The 12,666-nt window shown below is 41.6% G+C and carries 11 protein-coding genes; 5 read left to right on the top strand and 6 right to left on the bottom strand.

The genetic code is table 11. The features are described from left to right. Positions 1 to 9: 9 nt before the first annotated feature. The 3 genes from MHB67_RS01535 (at position 10) to MHB67_RS01525 (ending at position 3,231) form a co-directional block, all read left to right on the top strand. Complete coding sequence (locus MHB67_RS01535; RefSeq protein WP_149126031.1) at positions 10 to 1,224, top strand: sensor histidine kinase; 1,215 nt, start codon at positions 10 to 12, stop codon at positions 1,222 to 1,224. Beyond that, entirely contained in the window at positions 1,221 to 1,877 is a 657-nt protein-coding gene (locus MHB67_RS01530) for a response regulator transcription factor (RefSeq protein WP_044333593.1), read from the top strand. The genes MHB67_RS01535 and MHB67_RS01530 overlap by 4 nt, the downstream gene beginning before the upstream one ends. 313 nt (positions 1,878 to 2,190) lie before the next feature. Beyond that, complete coding sequence (locus MHB67_RS01525; protein WP_133744708.1) at positions 2,191 to 3,231, top strand: DUF4352 domain-containing protein; 1,041 nt, start codon at positions 2,191 to 2,193, stop codon at positions 3,229 to 3,231. Positions 3,232 to 3,279: 48 nt separating this feature from the next. On the opposite strand, the gene MHB67_RS01520 is transcribed toward MHB67_RS01525, so the two are convergent. The 3 genes from MHB67_RS01520 to MHB67_RS01510 form a co-directional block, all read right to left on the bottom strand. Beyond that, positions 3,280 to 4,365, bottom strand: a complete 1,086-nt coding sequence (locus MHB67_RS01520; RefSeq protein ID WP_342492733.1) for an SEC-C metal-binding domain-containing protein — start codon at positions 4,363 to 4,365, stop codon at positions 3,280 to 3,282. A gap of 191 nt (positions 4,366 to 4,556) precedes the next feature. After that, complete coding sequence (locus tag MHB67_RS01515) at positions 4,557 to 5,495, bottom strand: response regulator (protein ID WP_206534127.1); 939 nt, start codon at positions 5,493 to 5,495, stop codon at positions 4,557 to 4,559. Between the two features lie 4 nt (positions 5,496 to 5,499). Next, on the bottom strand, positions 5,500 to 6,786 hold the full coding sequence (locus MHB67_RS01510) for a sensor histidine kinase (protein ID WP_342492732.1): 1,287 nt from the start codon (positions 6,784 to 6,786) through the stop codon (positions 5,500 to 5,502). A 517-nt stretch (positions 6,787 to 7,303) separates the two neighbouring features. On the opposite strand from MHB67_RS01510, the gene MHB67_RS01505 reads away from it, so the two are divergent. Together MHB67_RS01505 and MHB67_RS01500 are read left to right on the top strand one after the other, a co-directional pair. Further along, positions 7,304 to 8,284 (top strand): glutaminase, encoded by a 981-nt coding sequence (locus tag MHB67_RS01505; RefSeq protein ID WP_044333602.1) that lies wholly within the window; start codon positions 7,304 to 7,306, stop codon positions 8,282 to 8,284. A gap of 33 nt (positions 8,285 to 8,317) precedes the next feature. Beyond that, positions 8,318 to 9,745 carry an alanine/glycine:cation symporter family protein gene (locus tag MHB67_RS01500; RefSeq protein WP_044333604.1) on the top strand — a complete coding sequence of 476 codons (1,428 nt, stop codon included), beginning with the start codon at positions 8,318 to 8,320 and terminating at the stop codon, positions 9,743 to 9,745. Positions 9,746 to 9,784: 39 nt separating this feature from the next. Here MHB67_RS01500 and MHB67_RS01495 read toward each other — a convergent pair whose 3' ends face one another. From MHB67_RS01495 to MHB67_RS01485, 3 genes are all read right to left on the bottom strand, one after another. Beyond that, positions 9,785 to 10,645: an alpha/beta hydrolase gene (locus MHB67_RS01495; RefSeq protein WP_024427419.1), complete on the bottom strand. Its 861-nt coding sequence runs from the start codon at positions 10,643 to 10,645 to the stop codon at positions 9,785 to 9,787. A gap of 112 nt (positions 10,646 to 10,757) precedes the next feature. Further along, on the bottom strand, positions 10,758 to 11,123 hold the full coding sequence (locus MHB67_RS01490; RefSeq protein WP_025092526.1) for a VOC family protein: 366 nt from the start codon (positions 11,121 to 11,123) through the stop codon (positions 10,758 to 10,760). Positions 11,124 to 11,226: 103 nt separating this feature from the next. Continuing rightward, the gene (locus tag MHB67_RS01485) at positions 11,227 to 12,606 is read right to left on the bottom strand and encodes an amino acid permease (RefSeq protein WP_122631538.1); all 1,380 of its coding nucleotides are present in this window, start codon (positions 12,604 to 12,606) and stop codon (positions 11,227 to 11,229) included. Positions 12,607 to 12,666: the final 60 nt, after the last annotated feature.

Raw genomic sequence — 12,666 nt, 5'->3', positions numbered from 1 at the left:
GTTTTTGATATGAACCTTCAGCAGCCACTCAAGCTTTTAGGTCAAATAAGGCGGAAATTCGTATTAGGCCTTGTATTGACCTATATGTATATTCAAATGTATGAGCCCCTTTCATTAGGCGAATTGGTGTTTCGCACCTTCGTCTATTTGGTGTTTCTCCTTTGTCTTTTTCCAAAAAACAAGCTGTCACCTAAAAAGCAATTTTCTATGCTCCTCTTGATGTGGATTCTGACACATCTCTTGTGGCTGGTGACAGGTCAGATTCAAGACAGTATTGGACTGACCTTTTTTATGATCGGCTTTATCGCTTTTCGTTTTTCAGAGGCGCATCATCCCTATCTATTTGCTATCATCTTTTTCACCAGTGGGATCAGCTATTATATAAACGATTTTTCTTGGAACATGGTGATCACTCTCCCGCTATTCCAGCTGCTTGTGTATACACTTGTTTTGATTTCTAGAATGCGTCGGCGTGAACAGGAATTAAAGGAAGAACACTTCGGAGAACTGCAATTGGTTCACAAGGAATTATCAGAAGCCCATGAACAATTGAAAAAGGCGCATATGGAGCTTGAAGAAGCGACCGTTCAGTCACTCCAATTTGCAGTGCTGGAGGAGCGAAGCAGAATTGCACGTGACCTGCATGACAGTATCGGTCACCAATTAACCTCGATGATTGTCCAGCTGCAGTCTTTGCCCTACCGTTTAAAGCAGGAAGAACCAGAGCAGATGACGCAGACGTTTCAGGAGCTGATCCATATTTCTAAAAATTGTCTCACCGAAGTTCGTTCTGTGGTTCATCATATGGCGTCAGATGATGCAGGTCTCGGCCTTGCCGGACTTCGCAGCCTCATCAAGCAAGGAGAGATATCGGGAGAGCTTGACATTCACTTTCATACAGAGCAGCTTACGTATAAAAAATGGCCGCTCTCCGTATCTGAACTGCTTTACCGCATTTTACAAGAAGCCATCACCAATACAATTCGCCATGCCAAGGCCACCGCGATGACCATTACACTATCTAACGACCAGCATGAGCTGATGATGAACATTGAAGACGATGGATATTTGACCAGCGAAAAAGATATTTCATTTGGCTTTGGACTGTCAGGCATGAAGGCACGGTGTGACGCAGCAGGCGGTTCCCTCAAGACGTCCATACGCGAGCCGCACGGCTTTTGTATCCATGTTCAAATTCCTATCAAGGAGGACTCCGAGACATGACAAACCCTATTAAGATTGGCATTATTGATGATCAGCCGCTGATCCGCCAAGGATTTCGTTATATTGCAAGCGCTCAAGAGGATATTGACGTCATATGGGAGGCGTCAGACGGTCAGGAGGCGGTTGAGCTTTGCTCGATCAACACACCAGACGTACTGCTGATGGATGTACAAATGCCTGGAATGGATGGCATCACAGCAACAGAGCACATTTTAAAAAAGCATCCAGATGTAAAAGTTGTGATTCTCACGACCTTTGATACGGAAGAATACGTCTTTGACGGAATTCGTGCAGGGGCAGTCGGTTATTTGCTGAAGGATACAATGCCTGAGGAATTAATTGAGGCCATCCGTACCGCCTTTGCTGGTGAATCTGTCTTTCGAACGGCAGCCTCTGAGCACATGATGGCACGAGCTCTTCAGCAGGCAAATGATACACATCACACTCATCTGCTTCACGAATCATTCACAGAACGTGAACGCGATGTATTACAGCAAATGGCCTATGGCTTAAAGAATGAAGACATTGCTGATCAATTATTTATCAGCAAAAGTACGGTAAAAACGCATGTGCACCGTATTTTACAAAAGCTCAATGCACAAGACCGTACACAGGCTGTCGTCTTCGCCATCCGGCACCGCCTCGTGAAATAAAAACTACCTTCACTTCAAGATTTTTATACAAAAAACATTTAAAACCTAAAATAAATCTATAAATTAATACTTATTAACTAGTATATTGTGCTTATTTAATTCCTTATTTTATAGGTTATTGTGTTAAAAGCTATCAAAAATAGGGACTAAAACCTATTCCTCATCATGAATGAATTTCGATAGAATGAATAGTGCAAATCGTCATTAGGATATTTTCCCCTTTAACACCCGAATATACCAATCTATCTGTTTCTTTTTTCATAGTCAGATAGCGGGAATGAAATGACGAAAGAAAAGCAAAGGAGCTTCAACTGTGAATCTTAAAAAAATAAGTGCACTCCTCATGATTTCATTCGTGATGATCATCTCTGCAGCATGTCAGAGCTCAGCCAAATCAACCGACGCTGATCAAAAGTCAACAAAAACAGCAGAGGTAAAAGTCAATAGCTACGAATATACGTTACCAGAAGACTCAACAACTACCCTGAGAGACAATGAATTGGTACTAAAAGTAAATCTGACGATCACAAACAAAGGTGACAAAGCCCTTTCATTATATAACTCTGACTTCTCCCTTTATCAGGACGACGCCAAAGTATCTGATTTAAAATTCTACGGCAGCAAAGACCGTCTTGACCTTGGTTCATTGAACAAAGGCAAGTCAATTTCAGGAGCTCTTTATTTCCTAGTAGACAAAGGGAAAAAATATCAGTTCGTCTATCAGGACAGCATCAAGAAAAACAGTGATTCCATCCAAATCGACCTAGATGGAAACAAAATACTCGATTCAGCAAAAAAGCTGGATAACCCAGCAAAAGCGTTATCCGCTTATACCGATATTATTGTTTTTGATAAAAAGAACGATGAATTCGCAGATTTAACGGGTGACAACCAATCGGATGTCGTCAATAAATACCATGAGATGTTTGTAAAAGACTTCAAAAGAAGTGCAGGAATATACGGAAATGAAGTGAGTGACCGAGATATTCTGTCGATGTACAAACGCATTCAAAACACCATGAAGGATAAAGCGAAAGTAGAAACAAGTGTGAAAACCATCTCTGATGACGAAGCAAAGGTTGTCGCTCAAGTAACCGGCATTGATGCTTCTAACTTAAAAGACAAGCTAGACAAGCAAAGAGACGAGTTTTACAACGGGAAAATCCGTTCTAAAGAAGAACTGTATAAAAAAAGCTTAAACATGTACGCATCTGAATTCGAAAAACTTCCTCCCGTTTCCAGCCCAGCTGAATATGAAGTGAAAATGAAACGTAATGGGGATGGTCAATGGAAAATTGACCTCAATGATTATAATACAGAGCAGTACATGAGCGGTTTTATTAAAACGAGATAATCTAAAAAAAGACGCTGGCCTCTGAAGGAGCCGCGTCTTTTTTTTTAATTATACTGTCGCCTCTTGCTCTTCTTTCACCGCTTTTTCGATATCTTTAAAACGGCTCGATACAGTCGACGCACTAATGCCATACTTTTTCGCTACTTGTGCTTGAGAAAGCGGGGCATCGCTTGCAAGTGAATGAATGTAGTATTCGATTCCGGCAGCAAATGACGCTGCTTTACGGATCACAGGTGATTTCTGATCACAGTAGGCTTTCCAAACCGTTAAAGCACCATCTGTCAGGCTTTGGTCACCGTGCTCCTTCATTCCGTCTTCAATCAGCTTAGCAGTTTCCAGCTGGACGTCACTTGCCCAGTCCATACGATCTGCTGATAGACCTGCATCGCCTTCTGTTTGAGCAGGTGTTTCTGATTCTTCTACTTCTTGCTTCGCAAACATACACTTCAGCACGTCAGGGAATGATTCTCTCATAAATGTGCTGCGCGCCCCTCCATTTGCTTCATATGCGTCAACAAGCTGGCGAACTTGAAGAAGAAGAGTATCTGTAAACTCTTTCGCAAACATCGTATATTGAATGAAAAACTCTGCCTTTTCTTCAAATTGAACAGGAAAACCAAGCACGAGACTTCCCTTTTCAGGCAGTACCGTTTGATCAGGTTTTACATCTACTTCAACCTTCTCCGCTGTTATCATATTCTCAAAGTAAAGAGACTCGTCCGTTTTTTCATTTAAAAAAAGCAAAGATGGCTCCATGTCTGTCCAAGATTGGACCACTTGTCTTGTTTTCGGACGGGTAATATCTTCTGCTTTCTTTGTCAGGAACTCTTGGAAAATGGTCTCTTTCTGATCAGTTAATGGACGGAAGAAGATTCCCCATACACTCAAATGGAAAACTGAGATTTGTTGCGTTTCTTTATCCATATCTGCAAGGAAAGAAAACTCATTAATGAATTGATTGATCGCTCTCTGATGCTTAGAAAAAGCATAATTCATTAAATCCTTTTGAACTTGTACAGCTTCCTTAAACACAAGCTCAGACGTTTGTTCTCCGCCTGATTTTTGACCACAGCAATGTTTATATTTTTTTCCGCTTCCGCAAGGGCAGAGCGCATTTCGTTTAATTTTTCCCAAAATAAAACCTCCGACATTCTAGTCTAACCTCACTATTTTAACAAACGATTGCACAGGAGGGTTTTATTTTCAAGAAAAAAGAAAAATCTGAATGATCAGTTAAATTATAAAAACACCTGAAGATCACAATAGATCATAGGAAAGACAGACTTTCTCTGTTTATTTTCTCCAATCATACCAACAGATTTTCCTCAGCTCATTCCTTCGAATAACTGCTTTGCCTCAAAATAAAAGATTTGAACGAATTTCTTCGTATTGACTCTACCCGTTGATCCTGAAGGTGAAGATGTCTTCTGCATTTCTTTCATTCTTTGGCTGACATCGGTAAAATCAAAAAACTTCGACGCATAGTGCTCAAACTTAGGATTTGAGAAATCTGTTAATCCTAGTGAGGCAAAATGATTCAAAGAATGGTGAATAGCTCGTCTAATCCGCTGCTCCGCCGCCTTCACTTCCCGCATCACTTCTACATCGGTTGCACCATGATCCAGCTTTCTTTCTGCTGTTTTGATAAACAGCTGCTTTAGCGGCGGGAAATTGACCTCATGAGAATTGGCTGACTGTGTTTCATGTAAGTAGATGAGTATCTCCAGTAAATCCTTAGAGCCGCTCTCACCGACAATTCCCAGCTCGGATAAGAGGAATTCCCCAGCTTCTTTCATCGTTCTTCTCTTCGCCCCAGCGCCCGTACCTTGAGAAATGACAGGCTCTAATGGCAGCACGTGGCGAAGGGAGGCTTGTATATCGTAAATCGATTTTTCCAGTTTGATACGCTCCATGACTTTTCGAATCACACTGACGATTTCAATGCGATTGACAGGCTTATGGATATAATATTCAATCCCTAGTTCATAGGCTTCTGCCATCATCTCTTTCGCCTCTACTTGGGAAATCATAATGACCTTGCCTTTGAATTCAGGGTGAATATGGCGGATGGTTTGAATGCCATCTCTAGCAGGCATTAAAAGATCAATCAAAAGGATGTCTACTTTCTTGAGGTTCAGTGAATGTGCCTCTAATCCAACTCCGTCACCCGCTTCATCTACGACCTCTCCCAAATCCTCATCCTCTATGATTTGACCTAAAATCGAGCGTATTGCACGATCATCATCTGCAATGAAGAATCGCATACACTCACCCTCTCTGTATTAAATTTTGTATAGGAAGGACAAGCAGAAAAGCTGCACCTTTTGTTTCTTTTGGTTCGATTTGAATCTGACCGCCAAGCTCTTGAACCAGCTCTCTCACATAGGATAAGCCAATCCCTGTAGACGGTGTTCCAAATGCATCAAATTTGGAGGTATACCCTGGATCAAACACAATCTCTCTCATTTTTTTAGGAATCCCTGGTCCGTCATCTTCAATCCGAATCTCTATTTTATCATGACTTCCTTTCAATTCGAGTGAGATCATCCCGGTATCTTTTATTGCTTCGACTGCATTGGCCATTAAATTATTAATCAGCGATAAGAAAATAAACACATGATAATCATGCAGATGAATGCCCCTTATATCAGATGTAAAGGAGATGTTTTTCCCAAGAGATAAAGCATACTTCTCTTGAATCCGGATGACAATTTGGACGAGCTCTTCCGCCATCATATAGTCTTGCATATTTTCCTTCGAAATCAGCTTTGAAAGCCCAGCATAAATACGCTGATTGTCCTTTTTCACTTCATGAATTTCTCCTGCGAGCTTTAACAGCTCCTGACTCACTTTTTTCCCCGCTTCGTGTTCATGCAGCAGACGGTAAAGCCGGTATGATTCTTGTGTAATATGCTCTGTATGTTTTAACGTTTTCTTTAAATGCACCGTTTCTTCATATAAATTCGAAATGACCATCATCATATGCTCATTTTGTTTCATGATCTGCTTTTCTCTTGATTGAGCCTCATACAGCTTCATCATATTAAAAAAACTGATCACCACAAAGCTGTGAGCAAATGCAATGAGGAACATATCGCTCAGCTTTGATAAGGTCATCGTTGTATCAAACACTAGAAATTGTACAAACAGCTCGACAAAATCAGCAACTAATTCGATCATCAGGCCGATGATCCCAATGAAAATAGAGCGCTGTTTAAAGCGTCCCGTACGGACGGCAAAAAACAGGAAAGCATAAGTGAAATAGAAAAAGAAGCTTGGGAATTGCTGATAAAATGATGAAGCCAGATCAGCATTCTGCTGAATCAAATCTAAACCTACCCGAAAAAGCACAATGGCTGCGCCTGTTAAAAATCCCGGCAATAGCGGTTTAGATTTTCTTAAGAGTAATAAGCAAAAGAAAAACGCAGGTGCGCCAAAACTGATGCGAAACGTCTCATTCACAGGATAAAACTTCAGCTCTCCTGCAAGCGGCACAATGACCATCATAAAAATTAAAATGAATGCGTCCTTTTTGACAAGCTGATTTAAACTCAAATGACTGACATCCCTTCCCCTGTTTGCATAGCCACAGTATACAAGGAGACTCTTTTCTCCACAATGTACAAAAAAATAATTTTTACTGCTCCTTTTATCCTCAAAATCCTTTTTTATGACTATTCTCCGGGGCAGCAAGGTGACCTTTCAGCTATTCACTGTTTTGATCATTGACGACAATAATAGGAATTGTTTAGACAATCATCGACAGACTGATTTTTATTTGTAAGTTTTTCTGTAGATTTACGTCAGATTGTGTAGTTTCCAAGATAAATTGAATGAATAATTTTAGTGAAACTATATGTAAGCGTTTTCTTAATTTTCACTAAAAACCCTTTTTGTTTTTCCGCCGACAATGCCTTCATTTGTACATATATTTAGGTGTAAAGGAGTGGTGCAAGCAGCGCATGACAAGTTCTTTGAAGATGTGTAACATGTTTTCGTGCCTATTTGATCGCATTTTTTGTCATCCGCCAATTCAATAGGGTACTTTTTGATTTTTGATTGGAGGAATCGTATGAAAACAGCAATTTCTAATAATACACAACACGCATGCCAGTCTTCTGTTGATCAATGGGCAGAAGAAATACGTCCGTATTACATAAACGGACAGAATGCTGGCTACATTCCAGCACTTGGAAAAGTGAATTCCTCTCAACTTGGTATCAGCGTGATAGGCCCAGATGGATCATCTGTACGATATGGTGATTGGGACGTTCCCTTTACCCTGCAAAGTATCTCAAAAGTCATCAGCTTTATAGCTGCCTGTTTAGGAAGAGGCGTTCCTTACGTCTTGGATCGGGTAGATGTAGAGCCAACTGGTGATGCATTTAATTCCATCTACCGTCTTGAGATGCATAAACCAGGGAAGCCCTTTAATCCAATGATTAATGCTGGAGCTATTACCGTATCCTCCATCCTTCCCGGAAAGACTTCTACAGAAAAGCTAGCATATATTTTCGATTTAATCGAAAACTTAATAGGTAAGCGTCCTTCTGTTAATGAAGAGGTTTATCAATCAGAATGGGCAACTGCGCACCGAAATCGAGCACTTGCTTATTATTTAAAAGAAACCAATTATTTAGAATCGGATGTCGAGGACACGTTAGAAGTGTATTTAAAGCAATGTTCCATCGAGGTCACAACAGAGGACATCGCCTTGATTGGACTGATTATATCAAGTGATGGCTATCATCCCTTTAAACAAGTCCAAGTCATCCCAAAGGATATCGCCAGACTAACAAAGGCATTGATGCTGACATGCGGCATGTATAATGCGTCTGGGAATTTTGCTGCTTTCGTAGGGGTACCAGCGAAGAGTGGTGTGTCTGGAGGAATTATGGCTTGCGTTCCGCCAAGCGCAAGAAGAGAATTTCCGTTTCAGACAGGCTGTGGAATCGGTATTTACGGTCCCGCCATTGACGATTGCGGAAATAGTATTACCGGTGTCATGATGCTGAAAAAGCTCGCCAAAGAGTGGGATCTCAGTATTTTTTAAAAAGAACAGTGATGAATTCGAAGAGGTGATGTTATGAACGAAAAAGCTTTGCTATCTTATTTAACACATACAAATGATTTTATTTGGACTTATATTGTGATTGCTCTGTTACTTGGAGTTGGACTCTACTTCACATATAGAACACGCTTCATGCAAGTGAGAATGATGAAAGAAATGCTGCGTGTCCTGAAAGAAGGAAGAAAAGAAAAAGAGGGAATATCACCGTTCCAAGCATTTGCCATCAGTATGGCAGCACGTGTAGGGACAGGAAATATCACAGGGATTGCTATCGCTATTGCCATTGGCGGCCCTGGCGCCATCTTTTGGATGTGGATCGTAGCCATTATCGGATCTGCTTCAAGTTTCGTTGAAAGTACACTAGCTCAAGTATATAAAGTAAAAGACAAAACAGGCTTCCGCGGAGGACCTGCTTATTACATGGAAAAAGGGTTAAACAAGCGCTGGATGGGGATTTTATTTGCGATCCTGATTACGATTTCTTTTGGAATCGTCTTTAACGCAGTTCAATCAAATACGATCTCTGTCGCTTTTAAAAACTCCTTTGGTTTAGACCGTTTAACCGTCGGTATTGTGATGGCTGTCATTATTGCAGCAATCATTTTCAAAGGCATCCAAGCGATCGCAAAGGCTTCTGAATACATTGTCGTTGTGCTTGCAGTTGCTTATATCGGAATTGCGTTCTTTGTCATTGTCACAAATATCACGGAACTTCCTGGTGTCATCAGCACGATTGTGAAACACGCCTTCGGGTTTGAACAGTTCGCTGGCGGTACGCTAGGCGGTGCTTTATTACAAGGGATTAAACGCGGTCTTTTCTCGAATGAAGCCGGTATGGGTAGTGCACCTAACGCAGCAGCAACGGCTGTCACAAGCCATCCTGTTAAACAAGGATTAATCCAAGCATTCGGCGTGTTAACAGATACGTTAATTATTTGTACAAGCACAGCCTTCCTTGTTCTGTTTTCTGATGCGTATAAAACAACAAACCTGCAAGGAATTGAATTAACACAGGCTTCTCTTAGTCAGCATATTGGACCATGGGCCTCTGGCTTCCTTGCCATCATGATTTTCCTATTCGCGTTCAGTACATTGATCGGTAACTATTACTATGGGGAAACGAACATTGAATTCCTAGGAGCGAACAAAATTTGGCTAAACATCTATCGAATTGCCGTTATTGGAATGGTTCTGTTCGGTTCAGTTGCCACTGTTCCTCTCGTTTGGGGTCTAGCCGATCTCTTCATGGGACTCATGGTCATCGTCAACCTCATCGCCATTACCATGCTGTCTAAGGTCGCCTTCGCAGCACTGAAGGATTACACGAGACAGAAAAAAGAAGGCAAAGATCCTGTTTTCTATAAAAATGCCGTTCCAAACAATGAGAAAATTGAATGCTGGGACGACGAACCTACTGCATTGAAAAAGAATCAAATCGGATAAATCAAAAAAGCTCTGGTCAACTGATCAGAGCTTTTTTCTTTATGTCAAAAATTCAAGTATGAGTTTGTTGACGACCTCTGGTTTCTCATGATTGATCCAATGAGAGGCATCATCGACAAAGATCAGCTGGCCATTTGGACAGATCTTTATCGTTTCCTTCGCCAGCTTTCTGCTTAAAAATTTGTCCTCCATCCCCCAGATCATGCGAACAGGGACGAGAATTCGTTTGGAAATTGGCTTTTCAAAGCCGCCTTTTTTGATGGCTCGATACCAATTCAGCATTGAGGTCAAGGCGCCTGGCTGCGTCCAAGCGAGCTTGTAGCTTGAGACATCTTCCTTCGTGAACAAATGCGGCCTTGCCGTCAGCCCAATGGCTTCATCCAGCTTTTGAAAGTGATTTTCTTGAAGTGCTGCCTCTGGAGCATTCGGAAGCTGAAAAAAAGCGATATAGGAGCTTTTCTTCCATTGCGGCGGATAAAAAGGAAGAACCTTCATCATCACCCGCGGATGCGGCATATTGACAATGATTAATTTCTCGACATATTGAGATCGGGTTGAAGCCAAATGCCAAGCAACAGCTCCGCCCCAGTCATGTCCGCCGACAATCGCCTTTTGGTTCGGGCTCAGCGTCTTGATCAAACCCACAATATCATCTCTCAGTTTATCTAATACGTAGGATTCGACTCCTTCTGGCTTGTCACTTAGATGGTAGCCTCTTTGATCAGGAACAACAACACGATAGCCTGCCTCAGCCAAGGGGATGATTTGATTTTTCCAGCCGTACCAAAACTCAGGAAACCCGTGGAGCAGCACAAGCAGCGGGCCATTTTCCGGTCCAGCCATTGCTGTATGAAGTGTTACACCATTTGTTTGGATTGATTGAAACTCAATTTGTTCCATTCCTTTGCCACCCTTCTCCTTGTCCTTTTATTCTTCCAACATAGCATATTTTCCATTTTTCAGAAAATAAAAACACTCACAAAAAAACCTTCACACTCGTGAAGGTCTTCGTCTATTTCATATAATTCAGAACCCAAATCAACCCATTTTTCCGGTCCTGTACTTGTCCGTGAAGTGCGCCAAAGAAGGTATCCTGTAATTCGACCAGTACATCTCCATCAGCTTCCAGCGCTTCATAGACAGCCTTTAGTTCTTCTTCATTGTCAAACTGCATGATCAATCTGAGATTCTCTGGCTTTGGCGTGCGTCCAAATGTATCTGAAAAATGAAGCAGTGATTCCCCAAGATGCAATTCAGCATGTAGGACACGGTCCTGGTGTTCATTTAAGATCTGAATATCTCCACCAAAAATCCCTTGATAATATTGAAGAGATTCTTTCACATCTTCTACAACAATATAAGGACTAACACTAATCATATCCCTCATCCTCCTCTTGTTCCGTCCATTATCTCTTTTATAGCTTATCCCAAATCGTATGAAAAAAGGCACAAATCGTCAACGGATTTGCACCTTTTTCTCATTAAGATTTCGCTAATTCACTGTGTTTGTTTGAATACGCTGCGTACATGACGACACCGATTAACAACCAAACCCCAAAGTAAAGCCATGTCCGGCCTGGTAAGTTGAGCATAAGGAACAAGCAGCAGCCCATTGATATAATCGGCAAAACAGGCACAAAAGGAACCCTGAAGCCCCTCTCAAGCTGCCGATGTGTCTTTCTCAAAATAAGTACAGATAAACTGACCATGGCAAACGTTAATAATGCACCGATATTCGCTAAGTTGGACAGATCCTTCAAATCAATAAAGCCTGAAATAACAGCTGTCATTCCGCCAATCATCCATATGCTAGCAACAGGCGTATCGCTTTTGTTTGTTTTTGAAAACACTTTAGGCAAAAGTCCGTCTCGGCCCATCGCATAGGCAATTCGAGTTGCTGCATAATTATTGGCGAAAATCACAGCCATCAATCCAATGACCGCACCAACGGAAATAATACCAGCCACGCTATTTTGATGTACACTTTGCAGGACATATGACATAGCCTCTGTGACATTCAGCTGTGTATAGTGCACCATGCCTGTCATGACCAAACAAACGACAATGTAAATGATCGTACAAATAAGTAATGAACCTATGATCCCAATTGGCAGGTTCCGCTGCGGATTTTTCACCTCTTCTGCTGAAGCAGAAATTGCATCAAACCCTAAAAAGGCAAAAAACACAGCAGCAGCACCGGCAATGACACCTTCTGCGCCAAACGGCATAAATGGCTGCCAATTGGATGGCTGAACATAAAAGCCGCCTACTACAATGAAAAGAACAATAATACCGAGTTTCACAAACACCATGATATTATTAAATTTTTTACTTTCCTTCGTTCCTCTAGATAAGATCCACGCAATCAGTAAAGCAATGATAATCGCCGGCAGATTCATATATCCGCCTTGCTCCGGCCCCGCTAAGAATTGATGCGGAATCGAAATTCCAAATCCCTCGAGCAGGCTGTTGAAATAACTCGACCAGCCACTGGCAACAGCTGAAGCAGTCAGCATATAGACGGATAATAAGGTCCATCCCATTAAATGACCTACAAGCTCGCCCATGGTCGTATATGAATAAATGTACGCACTGCCGAATACAGGAAGCGCTGAAGCCATTTCTGCATAACAAAGTGCTGCCAAACTGCACACAATGGCTGCAATCGCAAAGGAGAAAATAACAGCCGGTCCTGCATCCTTAGCCGCTGTTATACCAGTTAACACCATAACCCCTGTACCAATCACTGCCCCTATACCAAGAAGCGTGAGATCTAGCCCGCCCAGTGTTTTCTTTACCTTTTGCTGTCTGCTCTGTTCCAACAAATCGTGAACGTGTTTCTTACGAAGAATATGTCGCAAACCCTTTCCCTCCAAAACGTTAGAAAAACAAAAAATCATTCAAATTTCATTATAGCAGAA

Origin of the sequence: Bacillus sp. FSL H8-0516, assembly GCF_038635285.1 — a bacterium.
In the GTDB taxonomy this organism is placed as follows: domain Bacteria; phylum Bacillota; class Bacilli; order Bacillales; family Bacillaceae; genus Bacillus; species Bacillus safensis.
Note: the sequence above shows the minus strand (reverse complement) of the source record. Positions and strands in the feature narration are given on the sequence as shown.